At 63.9% G+C, this 24,607-nt stretch carries 25 protein-coding genes; 11 read left to right on the plus strand and 14 right to left on the minus strand.

The window, feature by feature from the left end:
• Window positions 1-9: 9 nt before the first annotated feature.
• The gene (locus tag QYC26_RS06025) at window positions 10-624 is read left to right on the plus strand and encodes a TetR/AcrR family transcriptional regulator (RefSeq protein ID WP_317514496.1); all 615 of its coding nucleotides are present in this window, start codon (window positions 10-12) and stop codon (window positions 622-624) included.
• Between the two features lie 83 nt (window positions 625-707).
• Here the strand turns inward: QYC26_RS06025 and QYC26_RS06030 are convergent, their stop codons facing one another.
• From QYC26_RS06030 to QYC26_RS06050, 5 genes are all read right to left on the minus strand, one after another.
• A complete protein-coding gene (locus QYC26_RS06030; RefSeq protein WP_317514497.1) occupies window positions 708-1,727 on the minus strand; it encodes a sigma-70 family RNA polymerase sigma factor in 1,020 nt (339 codons plus the stop codon).
• 179 nt (window positions 1,728-1,906) lie between these two features.
• Window positions 1,907-2,908: a peptidoglycan-binding protein gene (locus tag QYC26_RS06035; protein ID WP_317515003.1), complete on the minus strand. Its 1,002-nt coding sequence runs from the start codon at window positions 2,906-2,908 to the stop codon at window positions 1,907-1,909.
• A complete protein-coding gene (locus tag QYC26_RS06040; protein WP_317514498.1) occupies window positions 2,908-3,342 on the minus strand; it encodes a hypothetical protein in 435 nt (144 codons plus the stop codon). The genes QYC26_RS06035 and QYC26_RS06040 overlap by 1 nt, the downstream gene beginning before the upstream one ends.
• Window positions 3,326-4,663 (minus strand): flagellar protein export ATPase FliI, encoded by a 1,338-nt coding sequence (gene fliI, locus QYC26_RS06045; protein ID WP_317514499.1) that lies wholly within the window; start codon window positions 4,661-4,663, stop codon window positions 3,326-3,328. Before fliI ends, QYC26_RS06040 begins: the two co-directional genes overlap by 17 nt.
• 16 nt (window positions 4,664-4,679) lie before the next feature.
• Window positions 4,680-5,090, minus strand: a complete 411-nt coding sequence (locus QYC26_RS06050; RefSeq protein WP_317514500.1) for a flagellar biosynthesis repressor FlbT — start codon at window positions 5,088-5,090, stop codon at window positions 4,680-4,682.
• 184 nt (window positions 5,091-5,274) lie between these two features.
• On the opposite strand from QYC26_RS06050, the gene flgE reads away from it, so the two are divergent.
• From flgE to QYC26_RS06065, 3 genes are read left to right on the plus strand one after another with little or no spacing between them, the layout of a single operon-like run.
• Window positions 5,275-6,558: a flagellar hook protein FlgE gene (gene flgE, locus QYC26_RS06055; protein ID WP_317514501.1), complete on the plus strand. Its 1,284-nt coding sequence runs from the start codon at window positions 5,275-5,277 to the stop codon at window positions 6,556-6,558.
• 52 nt (window positions 6,559-6,610) lie between these two features.
• On the plus strand, window positions 6,611-8,707 hold the full coding sequence (gene flgK, locus QYC26_RS06060; protein ID WP_317514502.1) for a flagellar hook-associated protein FlgK: 2,097 nt from the start codon (window positions 6,611-6,613) through the stop codon (window positions 8,705-8,707).
• Between the two features lie 11 nt (window positions 8,708-8,718).
• Window positions 8,719-9,624 carry a flagellin gene (locus QYC26_RS06065; protein ID WP_317514503.1) on the plus strand — a complete coding sequence of 302 codons (906 nt, stop codon included), beginning with the start codon at window positions 8,719-8,721 and terminating at the stop codon, window positions 9,622-9,624.
• Window positions 9,625-9,773: 149 nt separating this feature from the next.
• Here the strand turns inward: QYC26_RS06065 and QYC26_RS06070 are convergent, their stop codons facing one another.
• Window positions 9,774-11,981 carry a hypothetical protein gene (locus tag QYC26_RS06070; RefSeq protein WP_317514504.1) on the minus strand — a complete coding sequence of 736 codons (2,208 nt, stop codon included), beginning with the start codon at window positions 11,979-11,981 and terminating at the stop codon, window positions 9,774-9,776.
• A complete protein-coding gene (locus QYC26_RS06075) occupies window positions 11,978-12,232 on the minus strand; it encodes a hypothetical protein (RefSeq protein ID WP_317514505.1) in 255 nt (84 codons plus the stop codon). Before QYC26_RS06075 ends, QYC26_RS06070 begins: the two co-directional genes overlap by 4 nt.
• Window positions 12,233-12,346: 114 nt before the next feature.
• Here QYC26_RS06075 and QYC26_RS06080 point away from each other — a divergent pair, with 114 nt between their 5' ends.
• Window positions 12,347-12,763, plus strand: coding sequence for a hypothetical protein (locus QYC26_RS06080; RefSeq protein ID WP_317514506.1), 417 nt, complete (start codon window positions 12,347-12,349; stop codon window positions 12,761-12,763).
• A gap of 59 nt (window positions 12,764-12,822) precedes the next feature.
• Here the strand turns inward: QYC26_RS06080 and QYC26_RS06085 are convergent, their stop codons facing one another.
• The 4 genes from QYC26_RS06085 to QYC26_RS06100 are packed head-to-tail and all read right to left on the minus strand — an operon-like array spanning window position 12,823 to window position 15,588.
• The gene (locus tag QYC26_RS06085) at window positions 12,823-13,506 is read right to left on the minus strand and encodes a MotE family protein (RefSeq protein ID WP_317514507.1); all 684 of its coding nucleotides are present in this window, start codon (window positions 13,504-13,506) and stop codon (window positions 12,823-12,825) included.
• Window positions 13,506-14,063, minus strand: a complete 558-nt coding sequence (locus QYC26_RS06090; protein WP_317514508.1) for a DUF6468 domain-containing protein — start codon at window positions 14,061-14,063, stop codon at window positions 13,506-13,508. The genes QYC26_RS06085 and QYC26_RS06090 overlap by 1 nt, the downstream gene beginning before the upstream one ends.
• Window positions 14,060-15,076, minus strand: coding sequence for a flagellar motor switch protein FliM (gene fliM, locus QYC26_RS06095; RefSeq protein WP_317514509.1), 1,017 nt, complete (start codon window positions 15,074-15,076; stop codon window positions 14,060-14,062). The genes QYC26_RS06090 and fliM overlap by 4 nt, the downstream gene beginning before the upstream one ends.
• Complete coding sequence (locus QYC26_RS06100; protein ID WP_317514510.1) at window positions 15,073-15,588, minus strand: flagellar basal body-associated FliL family protein; 516 nt, start codon at window positions 15,586-15,588, stop codon at window positions 15,073-15,075. The genes fliM and QYC26_RS06100 overlap by 4 nt, the downstream gene beginning before the upstream one ends.
• 149 nt (window positions 15,589-15,737) lie before the next feature.
• Between QYC26_RS06100 and QYC26_RS06105 the strand changes: the two genes are divergently transcribed.
• From QYC26_RS06105 to QYC26_RS06130, 6 genes are all read left to right on the plus strand, one after another.
• On the plus strand, window positions 15,738-16,478 hold the full coding sequence (locus QYC26_RS06105; protein WP_317514511.1) for a flagellar hook-basal body complex protein: 741 nt from the start codon (window positions 15,738-15,740) through the stop codon (window positions 16,476-16,478).
• 33 nt (window positions 16,479-16,511) lie between these two features.
• Window positions 16,512-17,297, plus strand: coding sequence for a flagellar basal-body rod protein FlgG (flgG, locus tag QYC26_RS06110; RefSeq protein WP_317514512.1), 786 nt, complete (start codon window positions 16,512-16,514; stop codon window positions 17,295-17,297).
• Window positions 17,298-17,301: 4 nt separating this feature from the next.
• The gene (gene flgA, locus QYC26_RS06115) at window positions 17,302-17,766 is read left to right on the plus strand and encodes a flagellar basal body P-ring formation chaperone FlgA (protein ID WP_317514513.1); all 465 of its coding nucleotides are present in this window, start codon (window positions 17,302-17,304) and stop codon (window positions 17,764-17,766) included.
• Between the two features lie 34 nt (window positions 17,767-17,800).
• Window positions 17,801-18,565 carry a flagellar basal body L-ring protein FlgH gene (flgH, locus tag QYC26_RS06120; protein WP_317514514.1) on the plus strand — a complete coding sequence of 255 codons (765 nt, stop codon included), beginning with the start codon at window positions 17,801-17,803 and terminating at the stop codon, window positions 18,563-18,565.
• A 242-nt stretch (window positions 18,566-18,807) separates the two neighbouring features.
• A complete protein-coding gene (locus QYC26_RS06125; protein WP_317514515.1) occupies window positions 18,808-19,638 on the plus strand; it encodes a flagellin in 831 nt (276 codons plus the stop codon).
• A 276-nt stretch (window positions 19,639-19,914) separates the two neighbouring features.
• On the plus strand, window positions 19,915-20,307 hold the full coding sequence (locus QYC26_RS06130) for a hypothetical protein (RefSeq protein ID WP_317514516.1): 393 nt from the start codon (window positions 19,915-19,917) through the stop codon (window positions 20,305-20,307).
• Between the two features lie 81 nt (window positions 20,308-20,388).
• Here QYC26_RS06130 and QYC26_RS06135 read toward each other — a convergent pair whose 3' ends face one another.
• From QYC26_RS06135 to flhA, 3 genes are all read right to left on the minus strand, one after another.
• Window positions 20,389-21,096 (minus strand): flagellar hook assembly protein FlgD, encoded by a 708-nt coding sequence (locus QYC26_RS06135; RefSeq protein WP_317514517.1) that lies wholly within the window; start codon window positions 21,094-21,096, stop codon window positions 20,389-20,391.
• Window positions 21,097-21,108: 12 nt separating this feature from the next.
• Window positions 21,109-22,458 (minus strand): flagellar hook-length control protein FliK, encoded by a 1,350-nt coding sequence (locus tag QYC26_RS06140; protein ID WP_317514518.1) that lies wholly within the window; start codon window positions 22,456-22,458, stop codon window positions 21,109-21,111.
• A gap of 67 nt (window positions 22,459-22,525) precedes the next feature.
• Window positions 22,526-24,607 (minus strand): flagellar biosynthesis protein FlhA, encoded by a 2,082-nt coding sequence (gene flhA / locus QYC26_RS06145; RefSeq protein WP_317514519.1) that lies wholly within the window; start codon window positions 24,605-24,607, stop codon window positions 22,526-22,528.

The following is a 24,607-nucleotide window of genomic DNA, read 5'->3' on the forward strand; positions in this document are numbered from 1 at the left end:
GGTCGCGATATGTCATTTGACGATGCCCGCTGGATAAGACTGATCCATCATGCCGCCCGCATCTTCATCGCACGCGGCTATGACGCGGCGAGCGTGGAAGACATTGCGGACGCCGCCGGTATCGGCAAGGCCACGGTTTACCGGCTAGTCGGTGGAAAGGCGGAGTTGCTCGACGCGGTGATGCGCCACGCCACCCAGCACATGCTATCAGCGTGCAGCCTGCCGCTCGACCCGGCACGCCCCGCCGAGGAAATGCTGACGGCGTTCGCCACCGATTATATCGACGCGATGTACCGGCCCTTTGCGGGCGGCCTGCCCTTCTACCATGTCGCCCGCTTGATGATCTCAACCAGCTTCACGCGCCCCGACGATATGCGCGCCTTCATCGCGGCCTATGCCAAGGGCGGTGTGAAACCGCTGACCGCCTATCTTGCGGCGCGGGTTGATGCGGGAGAATTGCCGGCGCCGGTTACCGAGGATGACGCCCAGACCTTCTTCCAGCTCATCTTCTACACCGACCGGGCGATAGCCTTTGATGAGCCGCGACCTTCCACCCATGAGGTCGCAGACATGGCACAGCGCCAGGTCCGCCGCTTTCTCTATGGTTGTGTCGGCCCCCGCTGACCGCAAGGCTTTCCTTCATAAACAAAAAGGCCGGCCAGCCTTTCGACTGGTCCGGCCCTTTCGGATCGGGAAGATATGTGCGGTCAGTGCCGCAGCGTGCTCTCGGGCAACTCAAGATGCATCTCGCGCACCGGATCATTGCCCATGAAATCGGCGGATGCCGCTGCTGCGAAGCGTTCATCGCCACAGGGCGCTACTGCGATGATTTCCTTGTCGGCACGCGGCTTGCGCGCCTTGGGGCGGGCCGCGCCGGGCTGGCGATATTCGACCATCATCGCAAATTTCGGCTGGCTGCCGGCGAGTTCGGCGATCGTCTTGGCGGCGCGCTTGGTAATCTGGCGGACGCGCTCCTTGGTAACGCCGGCGTCGTCACCCAGCACCTCGGGGGCAGCGACTTCGAACAAGCGACGCTCGACGATCTCGCGGTTGCGCTTCAGGCGCGTCTCGAGCGTGTCGAGGTCCTCCTGCTCGATACCATAGGTCTTCGAACGCAGCGCGATCGCGGCTTCGCCCGAGCGGGCCAGAGCGCGCTTCTTCGGGCGTGCACGGCGGCGCAGCTGTTCCAGCGCGGTATCGCGCAGATGGTCGATATAGCTGTCGATAAGCGATGCGGTCGCGTTCTGCGCCAGATAATCCGACGCGGCGGCTTCGGTTGCGGCGAGCGCGTCCTCGTCCTCGATCACCGCTTCCAGCGTGGTTTCCTCGCCATCCATGCCATAAGCGACCGCGTTGATCGAAACGGTGGTGGCATCAACCTTCTTGGCCGAAGGGCGCTGATCGGTCATCAGGCGGAAGCGCAGGCTCTGCAGTTCGCCGCGGATCTGCCAGTTCACGAAAGTGGTGAACTGCGCCTTGTCCGGATCATAAGCCTGGATCGCGCGGTGGACGGCGATGCCACAGACCTGTTCGGCGTCGTCCCAGTGGCCAACAAGGCCGTACTGGCGGATGAAATGGCGAATGCGCGGCGCGATCAGACGCAGGATACGGGCAAAAGCCTTGTCCACTGCGGCGCGCTGGCGCGCGGTCTGGCGGACATCCTCCGCCGGGGTATTTTCTATGACGGAGGCGACAGCAGCCTCCAGAGCGAGCGTAATCTTCGACATGTTGAGCCCTCCCGATAGTTGGAAGCTGAACACATCATGCGTTCTGCCCCCCTCAACGAGGGTCAAACTCGCTCAAAGATATTAACGACTAATTACTCCCATAACATATTCCTATTTTTATCCTATAAATGTCCGGAAACCGGGATCCGCAGCATGGCTGTCGCGCTTGATCGGGGTAATCAGCCGCGCTGCGACTCGGTGAATCGATCCGGTCGGATGTTACGGTCGACATAAGCCAGCAACCATTGGCGGTGCGCCGTCACCGCATTGCCGGCCTCCGCGATCCGGCGGCGCGCCTGCTGCCCGCCCACCTGCGCGGTCAACAACGTCTGCGCGCGGCCCGCCGACAATCCTTCCTTCAGGAACTTCGCCGCATCGCCGACACCCAGATGATGGCCAAGATAGGCCATCTGCGCCGTCCGCTCGGCCCCGCCATCGATGCGCACCCCCGCACGCGCCAGCGCATCGAGGTTCGCGCGCGCATAATCGGCGGTCGCATGGATCGACGCCTCGCCATTGTACCGCAGCGCCAGCAATTCGGACTTGGCCTCCGCGCGCACGCGGCCGCGTCCATCCAGCCAGCCGCGTGCCGATGCCAGCTGGTTCAGCCAGCTGCCCGGCCGTTCGGCCTCGCCGCGCCATGTACTGCTCAAAAACTGTCCCAGCCCGGCTGCGCTCGAACGCGGATTGCGCGAATAAGCGAGCCAGCGCCCATCCGCCCCCTTGGCTGCCTCGGCATTGATGATCGCGGCCAGCGCCGGCGCGGCGATACCCGTCCGCTGCGCCGCGGCTTCCAGCGCCGGGCGATAACCGGCATTTACTCCCAGCCCCGCGCTCGATGCGCCTGCGGGCGGCTCGATATCGTCGTGCGCGCGCGGTTGCTGCCCTTCTCCGCCCCCGCGCCGTGCATCGGGGTCCACGGTCACCTTGGGTGGTTCGGCCGGAACCGCCGCCTTTGGCGTTCCGCGCGTCATATCCTCGGTCAGCATCGCGAGCAGCGTATCGAGCCGCGTATCGCCGCCTTCACGCAGCGCGGTGGCCGAAGCCCTTTCGCCCTCGCCCGACGATCCGGTGCCCAATGCCGCCTGCCACAGGCGGTTGGACAGCTCCGCACGCGCCTGCGCATAGATCAGGTTTGCACGGTGCTGCGGGCTGACGGCGGTGGGGAGGACGGGTTTCATCACTGCGCGTTCCGTCGCATCCCGGCCTGACGGCGCACAAAGGCCGTCGCGGCGAAATCGTCGCTCCGCGTCTGTTCGGCACGTGCCAGTTCGGATTCGGCCTCGGCGCGAAAGCTGTCGGCGGCGGTCTCGATCGCGCGCAGCGCGCCATAAGCGGCGACCGCCTCGGTGCGCAGCTGCCCCAGCCGCGTATCGGCCTTCACCTTGTCGCTGTTCAGCCGGGCGCGTTCGGCGCGCATCCGCTGGACAAAGGCAAAGGACGACATCAGCGCATCGCCTGCCGCGATCTCAGTTTCGCGCTGGATGCGGGTTTCGACGACCGCCTTGCTGTTCTCGATCTGCGTGAGCTGGTTCACCTGAACGCTGATGGCGACCCGAACATCGTCAATCTCGCTCTGGCGGATACGAAGCGCACTGTCATACGGCGTCTTCATCGGGTTTCTCCAGAATCGCGGCGAGTGCGTCAAAGCTCTGCGCCGCAAAGGTTCGTTCATTCTTGCCCTGCGTCAACAGGGTCTCGATCTGCGGGGCCAGGCGCATGGCTTCGTCCACCTCGACGTTCGAGCCCGCCTTATAGGCGCCAAGCCGGATCATCTCCTCCATGTCACCATAGGTAGAAAGCACGCGGCGCGCGCCGATCCGGATCAAATTTTCCGCCTCGCTGTGCGCATGCGGCAGCGTGCGCGAAACCGATTTCAAAACGTCGATCGCGGGATAGCGCCCACGCTCGGCAATCCGGCGGGTGATGACGATATGCCCGTCCAAAATGCCGCGCACGGCATCGGCCACCGGCTCGTTATGATCATCGCCGTCCACCAGCACGGTGAACAGGCCGGTAATCGCCCCCTGCCCGGCCAGCCCGGGGCCCGCGCGTTCCAGCAGGCGCGGCAGTTCGGCAAAGACGGTGGGCGTATAGCCCTTGGTGGCGGGCGGCTCCCCGCTCGCCAGCCCGATCTCGCGCTGCGCCATGGCAAAGCGCGTCACCGAATCCATCAGGCACAGCACGTTCAAGCCCTGATCGCGGAAATGTTCGGCCACGGCGAGCGTGGTCCACGCCGCCTGCCGCCGCATCAGCGCAGGCTCGTCGGACGTTGCGACCACGACGACGCTGCGCGCCAGCCCCTCGACACCCAGATCGTCTTCGATGAATTCCTGCACCTCGCGGCCGCGTTCGCCGATCAGTCCGATCACCGCGATGTCGCATTCGGTCCAGCGCGCGAGCATCGAGAGCAGCGTCGACTTGCCGACGCCCGACCCCGCGAACAGCCCCAGACGCTGCCCGCGACAGAGCGGCGCAAAGATATCGAGCGAACGGACGCCGGTTTCCAGCTTTTGCCCAACGCGGGCGCGGGCGGAGGCAAGCGGTGGGCTGCCCTTGATCGCACGGGGGATGGCACCGGGTTCCAGCGGTCCCTTGCCATCGATCGGGCGGCCCAGCCCGTCGATCGTCCGGCCCAGCCAGCCATCCGACGGCCGCAGCGAAAACTGCCCCGCCACAAGATCGGCCCGCGCGCCCGAGGCCACACCCTGCGGATCGCTGAACGGCAAGCAATGCGCGATGCTCCGGTCCAGCCCGGTCACTTCGGCTTCTACAGCGCCGTCGGGCGTGTGAACGCGCACGCGCGATCCGATCCGCGCAGCCCCCACCAGCCCTTCAACTTCGATCAATGCGCCGCGCACGGCCACCACCCGGCCATAACGCCGGTCAGGCGAAAGCGCGCGCAGCCCCGTGGCCACGGATGCCAGCGTCAGCATGGCGAGCGCTCCCCTGTTAAGCGGTCACCGGAACCTGGCCGTGGCGCGCCAGCGCCTCGGCCTCGTAATTCATCAGCCAGCGGCAATCGGCAAGCGCGCGGTAAAATTGGCCCGCCGCCACCTTTTCGGCAAAGGCGATACAGGTGGCCCGCGCATCGGCGGTGGCGATCGCCCCCAGCAGCTGGCGCACGATCTCGACGATCGTATTCTGGTGGCGTTCGCTGTCCTTGGGGTCGATATAGGCCATCATGCACGCGAAATAGAGCTGACGTGCGGGCGTTGTCGCCTCCTCGGGCGCCATCACATCGCGGCCCTTCAGCAGCGTCACATTATTCTCGACGCACAGGCTGGTACGCCCCACGGCCCGCAGCACGGCACCGTTCACGATCACCTTCTCGCCATCGCGCAGCGAAATCCGGAGCGACATCTCAAACCTCGAAAAAGCAGTAATTGCGTAACCAGCATTATAGGATGCCGTCGCCGGGCGAGATGTTTTTCACTAGGAAAATTTTGCCTATATTTGGTCCACCTCTCGCGCCTCCTACAATGGAGATTGACCTTGCCAGCGATTTTTTTCGCGCTGTGCCGGTCGCTACGCATGGGAGAATTTCGTGAGCCTTTATTCAGCTCTTTATGCCGGTGTATCCGGCCTTGGCGCGCAGTCGACCGCCATGGCGACCGTTGCGGACAATATCACCAATGTGAACACCATCGGGTATAAGGGCACTACCGCCCAGTTCAGCACGCTCGTCACCAACAGCGGCTCGGCCAACAGCTATTCGGCCGGTGGCGTCGCGGCGCGCCCGCAGGCGATGATCTCGGCACAGGGCCTCCTCCAGTCGTCGAGCAGCCTCACCGATCTCGGCATCGACGGCGCCGGCTTCTTCGTCGTGCGCGGCAACAACACCGCCGGCGGCAGCATCGCCTATACGCGCGCGGGCACCTTCGCCCCCGACAAGCAGGGCCTGCTGGTCAACGCCAATGGCTATTACCTTCAGGGCTGGCCGATCGATCAGAATGGCAACTATGCCGATAATGGCAGCCTCAACGATCTCCAGCCGGTCGACATCAACGGCCTGAGCGGCGCCGCACAGGCGACGACGCAGATCGAACTGCGCGCCAACCTGCAATCGACCCAGCCGGTCGTCACCCCCTACACCGCCGGCGACATGGAAAGCGGCACCGTCACGCCGCAATTCTCGCGTTCGGTTCAGGTCTATGACGCGCAGGGCAACGCCCACAACGTCACCTTCGGCTTCGTGAAGACCGGCACCAACAGCTGGGCGACCGAAATCTATTCGGAAGATCTGCCGGGCACAGTGATCTCGAGCGGCACGCTCGCCTTCAATGGGGACGGCAGCCTTGATGTCACCAACTCGACCGCAGGCCTGTTCAACGATCTCAACATCAACTGGGGCAATGGCGCAGGTTCCTCGCCGATCTCGCTGTCGCTCGGCACCAATGGTGCGCTTGACGGCCTGACCCAGTTCAGCACCGAATCCGCGCTGCTCGCCTCGAGTGTCAACGGCGGCGTGCTCGGTGCGGTAACCGGCGTCAACATCGCCGAAAACGGCCTTGTCAGCGCCATTTTCGAAGACGGTTCGACCCGCGCCATCTATCAGCTGCCGATCGCCACCTTCCAGAATCCGAACGGCCTCACCGCGATTTCGGGCAATGCCTACACCGTCTCGCAGGAATCGGGCAGCGTCGCGATCAACCGCGCCGGCTCGCTCGGCTCGGGCACGATCTCGGCGGGCACGCTTGAGGCGTCGACCGTCGATCTGGCGGGTGAATTCACCAACATGATCCGTTTCCAGCGCGCCTATAGCTCGGCGTCCAAGATCATCACGACCGTGGACGACATGCTGCAGGAACTCAGCAATCTGAAGCGCTGATCCGTTCTTTCCCGTCCCCTGACGCTATTCGTATTTGAAGGAAATCCGCCGCGTGTCTCTGAACGATATCCTCGGAACTGCCCGCACCGGCCTTATGGCCTCGCAGGCCATGATGCGATCGGTTTCCAGCAATATCGCGAATGCGAACACCCCCGGCTATGCCCGCGAAGTCACGCAGGTCTATACCGGCGTGGCCGGGGGACGGGTAAATGGCGTTATCGTCGGCGAGCCTTCACGGGTCGCCGACAAATTTCTCGAGAACACGGTCTACAACCGTTCGGCGGCGGCCGGCTGGTCGCAATCGGCCACCTCCTATCTTGGCCAGCTCCAGTCGCTGCTCGGCGCGGTCGGTTCCGAATCGGGCCTGGCGGCACGCCTCAATGCGCTCAGCAGCTCGGCCACCCAGATGACCAGCCTGCCCACCTCGCCTCAAACGGTGGCGCAGTTCACGGGCAATGTGAATGATGCGATCTCGCTGCTGAACCAGCTCGACAGCGAAGCCGGTGCGCTTCAGGCCAATGTCGCGAGCGAGGTCAGCGGCACGGTCGAACGCGCCAACACGCTGCTCTCCCAGATTCACGATCTCAACGGCACGATCGCGCAGCGCAAGGCGATCGGCCAGAGCATTTCCGGTCTCGAAAACGAGCGCAGCACCGCGCTTGCCGAACTCGGCGGACTGATGAAGGTCACGGTGCGCGAACAGGCGGACGGCCGCGTCACGATCGATTCCGGCTCGGGGCAGGTACTGCTCGATCGCCGTTTGCGCGTGCTCAGCTATCCGATCGGCGCGGGCGCGCAGCAACCGCTCTACCCATCGATCGATATCCGTTTCGCCAATGCCGACGGCACCCCCGGTGCGGCGACCGGCGACAAGATCGATTCCTCGTCCGTTGGCGGCAAATTGGGCGCGCTCATCGACCTGCGCGACAATATACTGCCCGGCTTTTCCGATCAGCTCGGCACGGTGTTTGCGGCACTGGCTGAATCGCTCAACGCTGCATCCAACGGCGGCACCACCGTTCCCGCCCCCAATGCGCTCGAAGGGCGTTCCAGCGGGCTGGTTGCCACCGATCGGCTCGGATTCACCGGCAAGACAACCGTCGGGATCACCTCGGCAGATGGCACGCTCATCGCCAAATCGACGCTCGATTTCGATGCCATGGGCCCCGGTGCTACGGTTCAGGACGCACTCGATGCGCTGAACGCCGATCTCGCGCCCCATGGCACCGCAACGCTCGTCGACGGCAAGCTGACGCTCACCGCAACCGACAGTGCCAACGGCGTTGCCATAGGCGATGACGAAGCCACCCCCAGCAACCGGGCCGGTGTCGGTTTCTCGCAATTCTTCGGGTTGAACGATGTCGTGCGCAGCGAAGGCGCACCGCTCGTTCCCTCCGGCTTCAACGCCGCCGACCCGATGGGTTTTACCGCCGGCGAAACCTCGCAGATCGTTCTGCGCGATGCCGGTGGCCGTACGCTCGGCATTTATAATTTCACCGCCACGGGTACCGAAACCTATGGTGACATGGTGAACCAGCTCAATGGCAGCCCGCTCGGCGCGCATGGCAGTTTCTCGATCGACGATCGCGGCCGGATGCAGTTCGCACCCAATACCGCAAGCCTGGGCGCCACCATCTCGATCCCTGTCGATTCGACCAGCCGTTTCGGTACGGGGTTGTCCTTTTCCGAGATTTCCGGTCTCAGCCCCCGCTCCAGCGGCCTCTCCAATGCCGGCATCCGTGAACAGATTGCCGACAACCCCCTCCTCCTGCCGCTCGCCAAGCTCCAGCTGGGCGCGGCAGTGGGTGACAAGGCGCTGGGTGCTGGCGATATTCGCGTCGCAACCGATTTCGTCGACCGGCTTGCTGCTGCAGTGAACATGGGCACGGCCGGAACCGCGACGTTCGACAGCTTTTCCAACCAGATGATCGCGAACGTCGCCGGTCAGGCGCTCACCGCCGAAACCGCCTTCAACGCCGCTTCGGCGCGCCTTAACGATGCGATCAATCGCCGCGACGGCTTCGCCGGGGTGAATGTCGACGAGGAACTGGCCAACATGGTCGTCCTCCAGAACAGCTATTCCGCTGCGGCCCGCGTCATGACGACCGCTGGCCAGATGTACGACACGCTCCTCGCAATGATGAACTGAGGGTTATTGCCATGAACCGCGTATCCACGTTCCAGCTCACCACCGCCATGTCTCGCGGCATCGAGCGCACCCAGCAAAATCTCGCCAATGCGCAGATGCAGTTCAACACGGGGAAGAAGACGCAGGACTATTCGGGCCTCGGCGCCGAAGCCATCCGCTCGCTCTCGGCCCGTTCGGTGCTCGTCCGCCAGCAGGCCTATACAAGCTCGGCGGGGGCGGTAACGACCACGCTCGAACTTTACGACGCGCATATGTCGAATGTCGAAACCAGCATGGGCAATCTGCGCCAGCAGATCTACGACGCGCTTGCACTCGACAGTGGGCTTGATCTCTATCCGCAGGTCGAAGGCGCCTTCAGCGATTTCCGCAACGCGCTCAACAATACCGAGAACGGCAAGGCGCTCTTCGGTGGCGCGCAGACCGGCGATCCGTTCCTGCTCAACACGCTGGGGGAAACGGTCGGCATCAATCCCGACGATGCCTTCGCCAATGATCAGATCCGCAACAGGGCGCGCCTGGGCGATGGGCTCGACGTCGAATATGGCATCGTCGCTACCGATTTCGGCAAGAATTTCGTCAGCGCGTTCGGTACGCTCGCCGCCTTGGGCCCGCTTGACGGTGCTCTTTCGGATACCGACCGCGCAACGCTCAAGACCGCGCTCGAACAGATCGATGCCGGCCTTTCGGAAGTCCGTGCCGTCAACGGCGAGAATGGCCGCAAGCTGGCCTATGTCGATACGCTCAACACCCGGGCGGAAGACCGGATCATGCTGCTTGAAACCGTTGTAGGCAAAGTGGAGGATGCCGATCTTGGCCGTGTCGCCATCGACATCACCCATTACAAGACGATGCTCGAAGCCTCCTATTCGGTCTTCTCGACGATCTCTGGCCTTTCGCTGACCAATTATCTGCGCTGACGCGTATCCGCAGCGCAGACCCGGTGGGGCCGCTCCGCACATTGCGGAGCGGCCCCTTTTGATTGGCGCCACGGACGCCGCCTTGAACCTATGAAAAAGGCCCCGGAACCTATCCCGGGGCCTTTTGCATGATTGTCGCTGCAAGCGCCTCAGGCGGCGGTTTTTTCCTGCTGCATCGGCCCAGCCTCGATCAGTTCGGCCAAATCCCCCGCCGGGCTGACGGCAGGCATCGCCGCCATGGCTTCCGCCACCGCGGATGGGTCGGCGGACCCAACCGCGCCCGTCAGAAGGTCGAAAACCGGCGCGGTCGCACGGTCGGCAAAGCCTGCCGCATAGCGCGCGCGCAGATTGGCCAGATCGGCCTCGCGGCCCAGCATCGCCAGCGAGATCGCATAGCGCAGGATCTCGGTCTGCTTGACGTCGGAAAGCGAACCGCTTGAGGGCAGCGCAGCCTGCGCCTCGATGGCAAAGGCCTCCCAGTCGCGTCGATTCCACAAGATCTCTGCACGCAGCACCTGCGCGCCCGGAACGTCCTGCAACACGGCGAAGGATTCTTCGACCTTGCCAAGCTGGCTCAGCGCGATCGCCTCGATCCGCTTGCGCGCCTGGATCATATCGTCGGTAAAGCCCGAGCTGTTGCTCTTGCGGATCGCGGTCAGCGCGCGCTCGGGCTTGCCCGCCAGGATATAGAGCGTGCCCACCTTGGCCGATAGCGGCCCGCGCGCCAGTTCCCCCGCACGCGCGAAAAGCTGGTGCTCCAGCAGTTCGGCAGCACGGCCGTAAAGCCCCGCCGATTGCAGACGATCGCTCAGACGGCTGACCAGATAATCGCCCTGCGCGCCACTCGGCGTCAGGTCGCGGTAATCCCAGTACAGCCCTGCGGCCTTGTCCACCGGCATCGTGCTGTTTTCATCCAGCGCGCCGGCAAGTTGCGCCTGCAGGTTGTTCAGGAATTCCGGGTCGCGCCGGATCGGATCGAAGAAACGGAAAAGCACCGCGCCCGTCTTCAACGCGCCGAACATGTCGTTGCTTTCGCGGTTCAGTCGGTAACTCAGCCACAGCGCGCGCTCTTCCACATAATCGCCGCGCCAGATAAAGCGCAGCGCATCGAGCTGTGCCAGCGCCGCCTTGGTGCCGATCGTCTGCCCGGCCACCTTCGCTTCGATCACGCTCAGCCGGGCATCCATCTGCTCCTGTCGCGTTCCGCTGCGTTCGACACGCGAAAAGCGCAGACGCGCCTCGTCCGCCTGCCCCATCGCGAGCAGCGCGCGCGCGCGGTAAAGGTTGGCCGTCGAATCGCGGTCCGGCAGGTCCTTCAGCCAATTAAGCGCAAGGCCGGGATTGCCAGCCTCCACGGCCGCGCGTGCAACCGAAAGCGCAAACGGCTTGCGGCTTTGATAGCTGCGCTTGGAGATCGCCGCCCGCGCACAATTGAGCTGCTCCATTGCCTGCTCGGCAAATCCCGACTGCGCCAATGCACGCAACCGCCAGGCGCAGGCCTCGCTATTATTGGCAAGCAGCCCCGCCGACAGCTCGGCAACGACATCGCCATAATGCCCCATCTGGGTCATGGCGGCGGCCCGCGCTATGCGAAAGGCATCGACCAGCGCCAGATCGGGATCGTCCTGTCGCATCACCTCAAGCACACCGAATGCTTCGCTGCCTTTGTCCTGTGCAATCAGGCTACGCGCATAATCCCAACGCACGCGCTGTTTCTGGATGCCGCGCGCCCGCGCCAGCGCGGCCCAGCTCTTGGCCTTGTCCTGCGCCACCCAGAGTTCGGGGCCGGTAACGCTCGGGCGCTGCGCCAGCTCGCCCGAAAATCCGGGAATGCGGATCGGGGGTGGTGCCGGAAGCGGTGGCAGCGGCGTACCCAGTGCGGCGGCTTCACCCAAAGTGCGCGGCCCGGCATCGGTGTTCGCCGTGCCCTCGCCGGATGCGGCATTGGCGGCCACGGGCGCAGCCTGTGCGGCAGCCGCCGTCGCACCAGCGGCCACGGCTTTGGCCGGCGCAGTCCCCTTGGCGGCCGGCTTCGGATCGGGGGTCCGCGCGGCCTGGGCCAATGCAGCGCGCTGCTGCCGGGTCAGCGGCTTGCGTGCGGCCCCAGCCGGTGCAGCCGGCTTCACCACGGACTTGGCGGCAATAGGTGCGCGATTGGCGGGTGCTGGTGTGGTTCGCTCCGGTTTCTTCGCCTCCACCGATGCCTGCGGAGAAGGCGTCGGTGCCGCCGTTGGGGCTGCAGGGGCCGTCGCCGCGGGCTTAGGAGCCGGAACGGTTGCAACGGTTGCATTCTGGCTCGCCACCGTTGCGGGAACGGCAACGATGGCTGCGGTCGTCAAAAGCAGACGCATGGTCATGATGCGGACATCTCAAAAAATCCGAAAAAACTGATCAGCGCGCCACCAATGGCGCAGCCGGCAAGAAACAGCAGCATTGCGCCCCAGCGCATGCCACCCACGGTGGACGGGTCATTGATTTCACGCTCAACGCCAGCAATTTCGGGCGTTTCAGCGTCCGGCCTGATGTCGTCATGCCGACGCAAAGGATGGTCTGGCTGCTCCCCGGCAGAAAAAACCCTGACCTTTGCCGGGCGTCGATTCCCGCTCATCGCTTACCGTCCTTTAGTAATTTCCTCCTATTATAGAATGACGACGCCCCATCGGAGGCCTTTATGGGCTGAACAATTCGACGGGACAGCGTTCAATTTTTCGGGAGTCCGACGATGCGTTCCTATCTTGCCGCAACAACCGCCGCGCTGGTCGCGCTCGTTGTTGGAGGATCAGCGGCAGCTGTCGATCCCGAACCGCAAAATCCCAGCGGCCGGGGCGGGCCCTATTTCGTGGAAATGGATCCGATGGTCACGCCGATCGTCGGCCCGGCCAAGATCGAGGGATCGCTCGAGGTGAAGTTCGTGCTCGAAGCCGCCAGCGCGGCCGAGGCCTCTGCGCTCACCATGAAGATGCCCGAACTGCGCGATGCCACCTATCTGGCGGCGCTCGAATTTTCGCGTCTGCACGCATCGGGCTATCTGCCGGTCGATGCGCAGCGCTTCAGCGCGGATGTGACCGCTGCGGTCCGCACCGCCCATCCCAGCGTATCGCGCGTCCTGGTTCAGGAAATTTCAGCCCTTCCCGGCTGATCGAACAATCCACCAGCGATCATTCATTCGCCCGGGCCGCTGGCCCGGGCGTTTTCGTTTCAGCGTGCGCTGCGCGGAGCGGCCTGTTCGGCGCTCCGCGGATTGGCCTTGGGCGCAGGTGCATCGCGGCGCGGCGCACGCGGTTCGGCCGCCGCCATCTGCTGCACCGGCATCTTCGGCACAGGCTTGCCCGCCAGCGCCATGCTCAGCTGCACGGCGGCATTGGGGCTCATGTTCGACATGATGAGCGCCATCGCACGCTCCCGCATGCGGCGGGCCACCTCGGTCTGCACTTCCAGATCGAGCCGCTCGAAAATCGGCGCCGCCTTGGCGGGCTTCATCGTCTGATAGATGCGCGCCAGTTCATCATAAGGCTCATTGGCTTCGACGGGCTTGCCGCCCGCCGCCATGCGCGGTGCCGGCTTTTCGGCTTCGGCCTGCCGGGATGCCAGATCGGCCTTCAGCCGCTCCTCGGTTGCCTTCGCCGCCTGTTCACGCAGCTGCAGCGCGCGCTTCTGCTCGGCCATCGCGCGGTCGCGGTCGCGCACGCTCTGCTGGATCGAATTGCCCAGCCGCGTCTGCGGCTGTTCGGTGGCAGGCGCGGCAACTGCGACCGCGTTGGCGATCGCCGAAAGCCCGGCAACCCCTGCGGTCACCATCAACAGGCTCGGCCGGAAACGGTCCGGGATACGGGCGGTGATCCGCCCCAACCCGCTCAACATGCCCGAAGACGCCGCAACCATTATGCCGCCTCCGCGCGCGGTGTTGCGGCTTCGGCCTCGGCCACCGCCATCGCGACCAGCGCGGCCGTTTCCGAATGATCCGACGGCTGCGACGCGGGGGTGTCGCCGCGGCGGCCACGGCCACCGCGCTTACGCCGGCTCCGCCCCTGCGGTACCGCGCTCGTCACCACATCGCCTGCCTCGGCATCATCATCGGTCAGGATATCCTCCTCACCGTCCTCCTCTGCGCCGCGCGAACGCTCATTGGCGCTCGCGCTCGCTTCCATGATCCGCTCGGCAACCGAATTGCCGATTCCGATCATCATCGACAATTCGTCACGCAGCGCCTCGCCCGAGGCGATGGTACGTGCATTGGCGGCACCGTCGGTAGCAAGCAGGTCTTTGAGCTCGGCCAGCACCGTGCGCGCCTGCGCGGTGGCATTGTCGAGCGACTTCACCGTCTGCGCCAGATCGCCCGACTTGATCGCGTTGAAGCTGCGCATCATGCGCGCGCACTGCACAAGGACGGCAACGCACAGCAGCATCAGCGCCACATTGGTGAAAGTTGCGAACGTCATTTGGAAAAGCCCTTCGAAATGTCCGACACCATCCGGACCGCAATATTGTTGCAGCGCTGGCCGATCTGCGCATGGCCCAGCGGAATCCCACCGCAATGCAGTTCGAGCGGATCGTCGGGCCCGCGATTGAGCGGGATCGTCTGGCCAACCTGCAGGCTCATCATGTCGTTGAGGCGCATCTGCCTTTCACCCAGAACAACATCGACCGAGACTTCGGTGTTATGCAGTTCAGACGCCATGTGCGCTTCCCAGATCCGGTCGCGACCCAGCTTTTCACCCATGAAGCGCTGCAGCAGCTTGGCACGCACCGGCTCGATCGTGGCATAAGGCAACAGGACATCGAACTTGCCGCCGCGCCCTTCCATGTCGACGCGGAAGGTGGCGACCGCTGCAATATTGCTGGGGCCGGCAATCGCGGCAAAGCGCGGGCTGGTCTCGATACGCTCCACCTGCATCGTGACGGGCTCGATCGCCTCGAATGCCGTCGACAGATCGTCAAGCGCCAGCTGCACCACCTTCGAGACGAGCATCGTCTCGATCGTCGTGAACGCCCGCCCCTCGATCCGCAGCGTGCTATTGCCCTTGCGCCCACCCAAAAGCGCATCGACCACGGCATAGATCAGGTTGGATTCAACCGTGACGACACCGTAATTTTCCCATTCCTTCACCTTGAACACGCCGAACATCGCGGGCAGCGCGACACGGTTCATGAACTCGCCGAAACGGATCGGGCGGATTTCCTCAAGGCTGACATCGATCGCATCGGACGTCAGGTTGCGCATGCTGGTGGCAAAGGTGCGCACCATGCGTTCGCACACCACCTCCAGCATCGGCAGACGTTCATGGCTGATCACGTTCGATTCGATGACCGCCTTCAGACCACTCTTTTGCGGCGACGGCGCGCTGTTGTCGAAACCGAACAGCGCATCGATCCCCGCCTGATCGAACGTCACGTCGCCAAGCGGCATCGGCTTGGGATCGGGAAGGATGAAATCGTCGAAGTCATCGCTCATTGCTGGACAAGATCCTGAATAAGCACGTCGCGCACCATATTGGCGCCCAGCGTGGCTGTCATGCGGGCCATCATCTCTTCCTTGACGCGGAACACCGCCGCCGATCCGTTCAGATCCTCGGGCCGCAATTCGCGCAGGAAAGGCTGCAACGCATCAAGGATGAAGGGCAGCTTCCCGCGCACTTCGTTCACCTGGCCTTCCTCATCGGCGACGATGATGAAACGCAGCTTCAGGAAACGCGCCTGCCCATCGCTGGATCGCAGGTTCACGACCAACGGCGGCACCTCGACATAGGCTTCAGGCCCTGCGCCCGACGCGCTCGGCTTGGCGCCTTCATCACCGCTCAGCAACATATAGCCGCCACCGCCCGCACCCAGCAGCAATATCGCCGCAGCGCCCGCAATCATTGCCTTGCGCTTGTCGAAACGGCGCGCCGGTGCGGCGGGCTCGGGCTCTGCCGGCGTCGCGAGTTCGGCATTGGCACCTGTTTCAATCGTCATACTGGTGGACACGCATTCACCCCCTAGATCCGCCAGGACCCGCCTGCATCCGAATATCGGCGCCGCGCGTCCGTTTTCGCGTTTTCGGTTCTATTATAGGAGAAGCGCGCGGCAAATTCTGCCTAGCGCCAATTATCGCTGAATTTTCCAGGATGGGTGCAATGGACGTCTCGACCTATGTGCTGCTGAGCCACGAACAGGCGCTGCGCCGTCGTCTCGATGTCACTGCCAATAATATGGCGAACAGCAGCACTGTCGGCTTCAAGCGCGAACAGCCCCTGTTCCATGAATATGTCGAACGCGCGCAAGAAGCGCCTGTCGACGATGCGAAGAAAACCTCCTTCGTGCTCGATTACGGCGCGGTTCACGATACCAGTCCGGGTGCTTTCCAGCCCACCGGCAATCCGCTCGATGTGATGATCGACGGCCCCGGCTATCTGAGCGTCGAGGTTGCCGGCGAGGTCGGCTATACGCGCGCGGGATTCATCAAGATCCTGGAAAGCGGCGAGCTCGTCACCGCGGGCGGACAGTTCATCCTTGGTGAGGGCGGACAGCCGATCCGTGTGCCCCCCGAACAGCGCGCCACGGTGGCAATCGCCTCGGATGGCAGCGTCATCACGCGCGAAGGCCAAATCGGCCGTATCGCGGTTACCGTCTTTGCCGATGAAAACCAGATTTCCCCGCGCGGCGACGGCATCGTCACCGGCACGGGCGGACAGCAGCTCACCGCCGATCAAACCCGGCTCCGCGTCGGCGGGGTCGAAGGCTCAAACGTCCAGCCGATCGTCGAGACCAGCAATATGGTCGAAATTCTCCGCGCCTATCAAAGCAGCATGCGCATGTCGGAAAACCTGAACGAACTGCGCAAGCAGGCGATCAGCCGGCTCGGTCGCATCAACTGATCCACCCCTATTCCAGTCCAGAAAGGCTAAACCATGCGCACCCTGTCCATCGCCGCAACCGGCATGCTGGCCCAGCAGACCAATGTGGACGTGATCTCGAACAATATCGCGAACATGAACACCACCGCGTTCAAGCGCCAGCGCGCCGAGTTTCAGGATCTGCTCTACCAGCAGATCGCACGCCCCGGCGCCACGTCCAGTGCGGATGGCACGCGCGTCCCCTCGGGCATCCAGATCGGTGCCGGTGTGCGCACGGGTGGCGTCTACCGCATCACCGAACAGGGTCCAATGACGAACACCGGCAACCGCTATGACATCGCGATCGACGGGCTCGGTTATTTCCAGATTGCGCTGCCCTCGGGCGATCTCGCCTATACGCGCGCGGGTTCGTTCCAGCTGTCCGATCAGGGCGAACTCGTCACCACCGACGGCTACCGCGTCCAGCCCGACATCACGATCCCGCAGGGCGCGATCGACGTTGTGATCTCCAAGACCGGCGAAGTGCAGGTAAAGCTTGCCGGTCAGCCGGAAATGCAGACGGTCGGCCAGCTCGAACTCGCCACCTTCGTGAACGAAGCGGGGCTCGAAGCGATCGGCTCGAACATGTTCCTTGAAACCGCAGCATCGGGTCAGCCCACCGTGTCGGTCCCCGGCGAACCCGGCTTCGGCGTCCTGAGCCAGGGCTTTGTCGAGGCATCGAACGTCAATCCCGTGGCCGAAATCACCGCGCTCATCACCGCGCAGCGCGCCTATGAGATGAACAGCCGCGTGGTGAAGACCGCCGACGAAATGCTCTCCACCACCAGCCAGCTGCGCTGATCCAATGCGTCTGCTTCCGTTCCTCGGCGTTATCGGCCTGGCCCTTGCGGGCCCGGCCGGTGCGCAGACTGCACCGGCCGGCCCTGCCACCGTCGCCACGCATGTGCTGGCGCGCATGATCGACAAGGGCGAAAGGCTGTCTGCCGCCGATTTCCAGCTCGAACAGCGCAGCCCCGCGACGGCGCGCAACGCGCTTCGCCCGGCCGATGCCGAGGGGATGGAGGCATCGCGCCGATTGATGGCCGGCTCTGCCGTACGCGCCACCGATCTGATGCGCGCCCAGGCCGTGCGGCGCGGCGAAGCCGTCACGATCGCACTCGTCAACGGGCCGCTCTCGATCACCACTGCCGGGCGCGCGCTTTCGGGCGGCGGCAACGGCGATACCGTCCGCGTGATCAGCCTCAGCACCAATCGTACGCTCGACGCGGTCGTCGAACGCACCGGCCATGTCCGCGTCGCTGGCCACTGATCGCCGCGACGCCGCGAATTCAAAGGATTTTCGGATGAAAAAGCTCCTGTCCGCGCTGCTTCTTGCATCGATGCTGTCGGGCTGCGGCGTTCCTGGTCGCCTCGCCAATGTCGGCAAGGCGCCCAAGATGACACCGATGGATGATCCCGCCGCACCGCTCATCGAACCCTCGCTCGGCAACCAGGCCGCCGCCCACCGCGCCGGCCGCAACGGCCAGCCCGCGCCGGAGACGCCCGCCAACAGCGCCTCGCTGTTCCGCACCGGCGCTGGGGCCTTTTTCCGCGATCAGCGCGCCTCGCGCGTGGGCGACATCGTCACCATCCGCATCAATATTCAAGACAAGGCCGTTGTCGGCAACTCCACCAGCCGCTCGCGGGCCGGCTCGGAAAATGGTGGAATTGCAGCACTGCTTGGGCTCGAAAGCCAGATCGGCAAGGTTTTACCCGGCAATCCCGATCCCGCGCAGCTGGTGAACACCAATTCCAACTCGCAGTCTCAGGGTTCGGGCAACACCGCGCGCAGCGAACAGATCAACATGACGGTGGCGGCGCTCGTTACCGATGTGCTGCCCAACGGCAATCTGCTCATTCGCGGGCGACAGGAAGTCCGCGTCAATTTCGAGCTGCGCGAGTTGATCGTCTCGGGCGTCATCCGCCCCGAAGACATCGCGCGCGACAACAGCATCCGTCACAGCCAGATCGCCGAAGCGCGGATCAGCTATGGTGGCCGCGGCCAGCTCACAGATGCCCAACAGGCACGCTGGGGGCAGCAGATCTACGACGCGCTCTTCCCCTTCTGAATTCGGCGCAACAGCGTTGCTTCCAGCCGGGGCCGGCCCATGCATCGTGCATGGGCCGGCCTTTTTGCTGCGCGCCTTCCGGCAGGCTTCGTTAACCATGAAAATTTGCGCGAAACGCTTTGGATAGGCTGATTTTCTTCCCAGAATAAAAGGCGACCAAATCAAATCTGGATCGCCGGGGGGCAGCGCAACTGCTCCAGAGCCGAAGAATTCGGCTTATTCATCCTAGAAGGAATAAGAACATGGCGTTTTCGATCAACACCAACGTTGGTGCAATGGCTGCTCTGCAGACCCTCAATGCGACCAACAAGAACCTGTCGACCACCTCGAGCCGCATCAACACCGGCCTGAACGTTGCATCGACCAAGGACGACTCGGCTAAGTTCACCATCGCTCAGACGCTCCGCAGCGACGTCGGCGGCCTTTCGGCTGTCACCTCGTCGCTCCAGAACGCCAAGAGCGTGACGGACGTGGCCGTTGCCGGCGCCGAGCAGATCTCGGACCTGCTGAACCAGATGAAGACCAAGGCTTATGAAGCTTCGGACGCTGGTATCAGCCAGGAATCGCGCGACATGATCAACCAGGACTTCAACTCCCTGCGTGATCAGGTCAACACGATCATCAAGGGTTCGGAATTCAACGGCATCAACCTTCTCGACTCGAGCTTCTCGGGCACGACGACGGTTGCGGCACTGCAGTCGCTCGAAGTCTCCGACACGCTCAGCGTTGCCAACCAGGCGATGGACACCGACGTGTTCGCCAGCCTGACCACCGATGGCATCAAGGACCAGGGTGACGCGGCAACGATGGTCGGCACGATCGAAGGCCTGATCACCGATGTGAACGGCAAGCTCAGCACCCTCGGTGCAGCTTCGCGTAAGATCGATGGTCAGCTCAACTTCACCAGCAAGCTGACGGACGTGATCGAAAGCGGTATCGGCAACCTCGTGGACGCCGATCTTGCCAAGGAATCGGCGAAGCTCACCGCCCTGCAGACCCAGCAGCAGCTCGGCCTCCAGGCGCTGTCGATCGCCAACCAGGCACCGCAGACGATCCTGTCGCTCTTCCGCTAAGGAAGGGAGGCGACGGCCCCCTCCCCCCGATGGGGCCGCTCGTTTGCCGACCGGGATGGGTTCGCCCATCCCGGTCATTTTTTTGTCCATGCAATTAATTGTATTATCAAAAAAAACCTCAGATCTTTACTAGATTAAGGGAAAACCCTTAGTTGGAGTCGTGCATCCACCCCGGCAAAGACGGCCATGCAACTGCCGACGGGGGTCAGCAGGAGCAGTCTGTCCGGGGGGGCAGGCGAGACCAGTGTTTTGGTTCGCATCGAGGGTCGATAGACAATGCATCATGACACCGCATCCGCGATTGCCGCGATTGGCAATCGCTCATGCAGCCAGCGGGTCAATCTGACGTTCCAGTTCAGCATCGCCGATCCGGCCGCGCTTTGGCGCGCCGCGGCCCAACGCTGCATGGACGGGACCGGCCTTTCTCCCGAAGACGTGTTCGAGACGCTCGGCCCGCCCGAAGATCCCTCGATCGAGGATTGTCTGGCGATGCTGCTCAGCGCGCCCCTCATTCCCGGCTGTGCGATCGAGGACATGGCGATCGAGGCCGCCGAAGATGACCTTCTGCCGCTTGCCGGTGAAGCCCCCATTCCGGCCCCGCGCCTGCCGATCGAGGCGATGTCCGGCCTGTTCGATCCGCGCCTCCAGCCGAACCCGTCAGCGGCCTGAGACATCATTCCATTTCCATAAACAAAAAGCCCCGCGCCAAAATCCGGCGCGGGGCTTTTTGTTTGTACAAGGGCTAAGCGATCAGGCGGGAAGCGGGGTCGGCTCAGGCGCCGGCGAGGCCGAAGTCGGGGCAGAAACCGCCACCAGCCCGTTCACCGACATGCGGATGCCGTTGACACCCAGCAGGATATTTACGCCGTCGGTCACCACGTCCTTGACGATGCCGACCGAGTTGATTGTCGAGTTGAGCTGGACGCCGTTGCCGCCATCGACGGTCAGTGCCAGCGTATAAGCGCCTTCGGGCGCGCGCGTGCCATCGGCAAGCGTGCCGTCCCAGCTGAAGCGCCCCTGGTTCGACGGATCGATCGACGCCTCATGCACCACCTTACCCGACGCGTCGGTTACCTTTGCGGTAATCGCCTTGGGCGTGCCATCGACATAATAGGTCCAGGTCGCCGGATCGCTGCCCAGCCCCGAAACCGCTGAATCGAAGCGCGCTTCCTTGCCGATATAGGCCGATGCCTGCGCCATGTTCTGCGACGAGATCTGCGCCAGAATCGACTGCAGCGCGCCGGTCTGCTGAAGCGACTGCTCCACCTGCGAATATTGCACCAGTTGCTGGGCATATTCGCTCGTATCCATCGGATCGAGCGGGTCCTGATTTTGCATCTGCGCGGTCAGCAGCTTCAGGAACATGTTGAAATCGGCGGCGATTGTCGATGTCTGCTGCTGTTGTTGCGTGGCAGCGGCAGCCGCAGCGCCGGATCCGGTCCCGTTAACGGTTGTCATCTCAAATGCTCCTTACGCCATTACGTCCACACGGCCGCTCGTCGTCAGCCGTTGATATTGCGGTACATCGTCTTCGCCTGCGCCCTGTCCGCCGCGGGCATGGCCATCGCCACCCGAACGACCGTCCTGCTGTCCGCGCTGAGCGAACTGGCCGCCCTCACCGCCCCGGCTGTCGAACCGGAAGGACTGGCTGTCGGTGCGTACGCCCGCCTCGCTCAGCGCGCGGTTGAGGTCCCCCGCCTCGCGCCGCAGCATGTCGAGTGCGACCTGGCTGTCCGCCGTCACCAACGCGCGCAGCCCGCCATCACGGTCGAAGGTCATGCGCACATCGATCCGGCCAAGTTCAGCGGGGTCCATGCGGACGATCAGTTCCTCGCGTCCCGCCGCCATGTGCCGTGCAATCTCAACGCCCATGTCGCGCCCCACCTGCCCCGGGCGCGCGGCGACCACGGCATGGTGCGGTTGCTGCGCCTGGGCAGCGCCATAAAGCTGGTCGAAACTTGCCGTACGATGTGCGGTCGCACCCGGCAGCGCCTGGCTCATCAACGGCGTCGACAGGCCGTCGGGCATGTCCGTCGCCGCCAGTGCGGTTTCGGCGCCATTGCCCGGAACCACACCCTGCGTGCCCGCATTGGCTGTTGCACCTGCGCCACCGTGCATGATGGGCGCCGGCGTCGGTGCGGTCCGACTGGGCTCGGGCATAGGAGCAGCGGCATCCACCACCGGGTTATCCACAGGCGCCTGCTGAACAGCCACCGCCATGCGCGCTTCGGCAGCGGGTTGCGGCGGCGTAACGGGCGCCGGGACGGCAAGCGGCGCATCACCGACCGGAACCGGAAGCGGCGCGGATTTCGTCTTGTTTTCAGGGCGCTCATCCGGTGCGGCCTGCGCCAGCAGCACCGCGTCCTCGGGCAGGATTTTCTCGCCTGCTTCTGCTGCCAGTTCCGCCTGCATCGTCGCATCGGGTTTTACAGGCGTAGGCGCAAGGCTGTTGGCGGGCAGCGCAACCTGAGGCTTGCCGCCCTGTTGCGGCACCACCACCGTCTGGTCTGCCTCTGCGGTATCTTTTCCGGGCACCGCCAGTGTCTGCTCGGGCATGGCGTCCTTGCCCGGCTGAAGCATCTGCGCGGCTGAAGGCAACACGGTCGCGTCCACACCGCCGGGCAGCGCCAGCCCGTCGGCGGGAACCGCCTGGGTCGCAATCGGCATCACGCCGGTCGGTGCGGGTGCTGTGGCGGAGCCCGCAGTGGCACCCAACAGCGCGCCAAAGGCAGATCCGGTTTCTCCCGCGGATGCCGATCGAGCGGCACCATTTGCGGTGGCCGGGGTTCCGGCACCGGGTACGGTCGGGAATATGTTCATCTCAGCCTTTCACCGGGTATGAAGCCATGTCCTCATTATAGAATGGTTTGCGACGAACGGGTCGCACTCAACCAACCGCGCCCAATGTTCGAATGCGCGCACGCGCATGAATCTCGTTCTGCGACAGAACGACCGTCGCAGGGCGGACGCGTTCGATGATCGATCGCACAAAGGGGCGGATTGCGGGGCTGGTGAGCAGGCACGGTATCTCCCCGTCCGCCGCCAGCTTGTCATAGCATTCGCGCACCGCGGCGATGAACGCCTGCAGGCTCGAAGGCGCCATCGCCAGCTGGCGTTCGTCGCCATCGCCGATGATGCTCTCGGCAAACTCGGCGTCCCAGCGCGGTGCCAGCGTCACGATCGGGATCGTGCCATCGCGGGTGTTCTGCGCCGAAATCTGGCGCGCCAGCCGGCTGCGCACATGTTCGGTCATCTGTGCAATATTGTGCGTCAGCGCCGAGGCTTCCGAAATCCCCTCAAGGATCGTCGGCACGTCGCGGATCGATACGCCTTCGTTGAGCAGATTTTGCAGGATGCGCTGCACGCCCGAGATCGAGATCTTGGCCGGCACGATATCCGCCACCAGCTTTTCCGACTCCTTGTGCACCTCGGTCAGCAATTTTTGCGTCTCGGTGTACGACAGCAGATCGGCGATATTGTCCTTGACGATCTCAGTCAGGTGCGTCGCGATCACCGTGCCACAATCCACCACGGTCAACCCGCGCAGGCCAGCCTCGTCGCGCAGATCGCGGTCGATCCACAAGGCAGGCAGATTGAACACGGGTTCGCGCGTTTCCTCGCCGTTGATCCCCACGGGCCCGCCGCCGGGATTGATCAACAACAATTTGTCGAGCCGGATATTGCCGCGCGCCGTCTCGGTTTCCTTGACGTACACGACATATTCGTTGGGCTGCAGCGCGAGATTGTCGAGAATGCGCACCGCCGGCAGCACAAAGCCGTAATCGATCGCCATCTGGCGGCGCAGTGCGCGCACCTGATCGTCAAGCCGGGGTTCGGAGGTTGCGTCGTTGATGATCGGCAGCAACGCATAGCCGATCTCGATGCGCACCGCGTCGATCGCCAGCGTGCGCGAAATCGGTTCTTCAACCTGGGCGCTCTGTTCCTGCGCCACCGCCTCGGCCATCCGCTCCTGCGCGGCATCGGCTTCGGCCTTGCGGTTCATCTTCCACGCCAGCCAGCCGCACAGCCCGCCCAGCAGCGCGAACGGTGCAAAGGGCATCCCGGGCAGCAGCGCGAGCGTGATCATCAGCGCGGCGGCAAGGCCGAACGCCTTGGGATAACGGCCCAGCTGATCGGCCAGCGTCGCGCCGGTCTTGCCCGATATGCCGCCCTTCGAAACAAGCAGGCCCGCCGCGGTGGAAACGATCAGCGCCGGGATCTGGCTGACCAGGCCGTCCCCCACGGTCAGGATAGTATAGGTACGAAACGCCTCGCCAAAGGCGACATCGTGGATCACGACACCAACGATCAGGCCGACGACGATGTTGATCGCGGTGATCAGCAGCCCGGCGATCGCATCGCCCTTCACGAATTTCGATGCACCGTCCATCGCGCCGTAAAAGCCGCTTTCGGCCTCGATCTCGCTGCGCCGCTCACGCGCATCCTGCTCGGTGATCATGCCTGCCGAAAGATCGGCGTCGATCGCCATCTGCTTGCCCGGCATCGCATCAAGGCTGAAGCGCGCGGCGACTTCGGCGATACGCCCGGCACCCTTGGTGATCACGACGAAGTTGATGACGATCAGGATGATGAAGATGGTGAGGCCGATCACGGTCTCGCCGCCCATCAGGAATTCGCCAAATGCCGCGATCACCCCGCCTGCGGCGTCATGCCCCTCATGCCCATGACCGAGGATCAGCCGGGTCGATGCGATGTTGAGCCCGAGACGCAGCATCGTCACGATCAGCAGGATCGTCGGAAAGCTCGAAAGCTGAAGCGGCTTTTCGATGAACAGCGCGGTCATCAGGATCAGGACCGATGCCGTGATCGACAGCGACAGCCCAAGATCCAGCAGCCAACCGGGCATGGGCAGGATGAGCATCGCGATGATCGCGATGACGCCCAGCGCCAGCGCCAGATCGCGCCCGGGGCCAAGCCGCTTCATGAAATCGTCAAAACTCGTGGGCAT

Origin of the sequence: Sphingomonas sp. C3-2 (genome assembly GCF_033025475.1) — a bacterium.
Taxonomy (GTDB): Bacteria; Pseudomonadota; Alphaproteobacteria; order Sphingomonadales; family Sphingomonadaceae; genus Sphingobium_A.

Coding starts and splice junctions, on each gene's coding strand:
- QYC26_RS06040 (WP_317514498.1), bottom strand. CDS start 3,342: ATGAAGACGCCGTATGACAGTGCGCTTCGTATCCGCCAGAGCGAGATT.
- QYC26_RS06140 (WP_317514518.1), bottom strand. CDS start 22,458: ATGAACATATTCCCGACCGTACCCGGTGCCGGAACCCCGGCCACCGCA.
- QYC26_RS06130 (WP_317514516.1), top strand. CDS start 19,915: ATGCATCATGACACCGCATCCGCGATTGCCGCGATTGGCAATCGCTCA.
- flhA (WP_317514519.1), bottom strand. CDS start 24,607: ATGCCCACGAGTTTTGACGATTTCATGAAGCGGCTTGGCCCCGGGCGC.
- QYC26_RS06075 (WP_317514505.1), bottom strand. CDS start 12,232: ATGAGCGGGAATCGACGCCCGGCAAAGGTCAGGGTTTTTTCTGCCGGG.
- QYC26_RS06070 (WP_317514504.1), bottom strand. CDS start 11,981: ATGACCATGCGTCTGCTTTTGACGACCGCAGCCATCGTTGCCGTTCCC.
- QYC26_RS06080 (WP_317514506.1), top strand. CDS start 12,347: ATGCGTTCCTATCTTGCCGCAACAACCGCCGCGCTGGTCGCGCTCGTT.
- QYC26_RS06085 (WP_317514507.1), bottom strand. CDS start 13,506: ATGGTTGCGGCGTCTTCGGGCATGTTGAGCGGGTTGGGGCGGATCACC.
- QYC26_RS06050 (WP_317514500.1), bottom strand. CDS start 5,090: ATGTCGCTCCGGATTTCGCTGCGCGATGGCGAGAAGGTGATCGTGAAC.
- flgH (WP_317514514.1), top strand. CDS start 17,801: ATGAAAAAGCTCCTGTCCGCGCTGCTTCTTGCATCGATGCTGTCGGGC.
- flgG (WP_317514512.1), top strand. CDS start 16,512: ATGCGCACCCTGTCCATCGCCGCAACCGGCATGCTGGCCCAGCAGACC.
- QYC26_RS06025 (WP_317514496.1), top strand. CDS start 10: ATGTCATTTGACGATGCCCGCTGGATAAGACTGATCCATCATGCCGCC.
- QYC26_RS06125 (WP_317514515.1), top strand. CDS start 18,808: ATGGCGTTTTCGATCAACACCAACGTTGGTGCAATGGCTGCTCTGCAG.
- flgA (WP_317514513.1), top strand. CDS start 17,302: ATGCGTCTGCTTCCGTTCCTCGGCGTTATCGGCCTGGCCCTTGCGGGC.
- QYC26_RS06030 (WP_317514497.1), bottom strand. CDS start 1,727: ATGTCGAAGATTACGCTCGCTCTGGAGGCTGCTGTCGCCTCCGTCATA.
- fliI (WP_317514499.1), bottom strand. CDS start 4,663: ATGCTGACGCTGGCATCCGTGGCCACGGGGCTGCGCGCGCTTTCGCCT.
- QYC26_RS06090 (WP_317514508.1), bottom strand. CDS start 14,063: ATGACGTTCGCAACTTTCACCAATGTGGCGCTGATGCTGCTGTGCGTT.
- fliM (WP_317514509.1), bottom strand. CDS start 15,076: ATGAGCGATGACTTCGACGATTTCATCCTTCCCGATCCCAAGCCGATG.
- QYC26_RS06105 (WP_317514511.1), top strand. CDS start 15,738: ATGGACGTCTCGACCTATGTGCTGCTGAGCCACGAACAGGCGCTGCGC.
- QYC26_RS06135 (WP_317514517.1), bottom strand. CDS start 21,096: ATGACAACCGTTAACGGGACCGGATCCGGCGCTGCGGCTGCCGCTGCC.
- QYC26_RS06065 (WP_317514503.1), top strand. CDS start 8,719: ATGAACCGCGTATCCACGTTCCAGCTCACCACCGCCATGTCTCGCGGC.
- QYC26_RS06035 (WP_317515003.1), bottom strand. CDS start 2,908: ATGAAACCCGTCCTCCCCACCGCCGTCAGCCCGCAGCACCGTGCAAAC.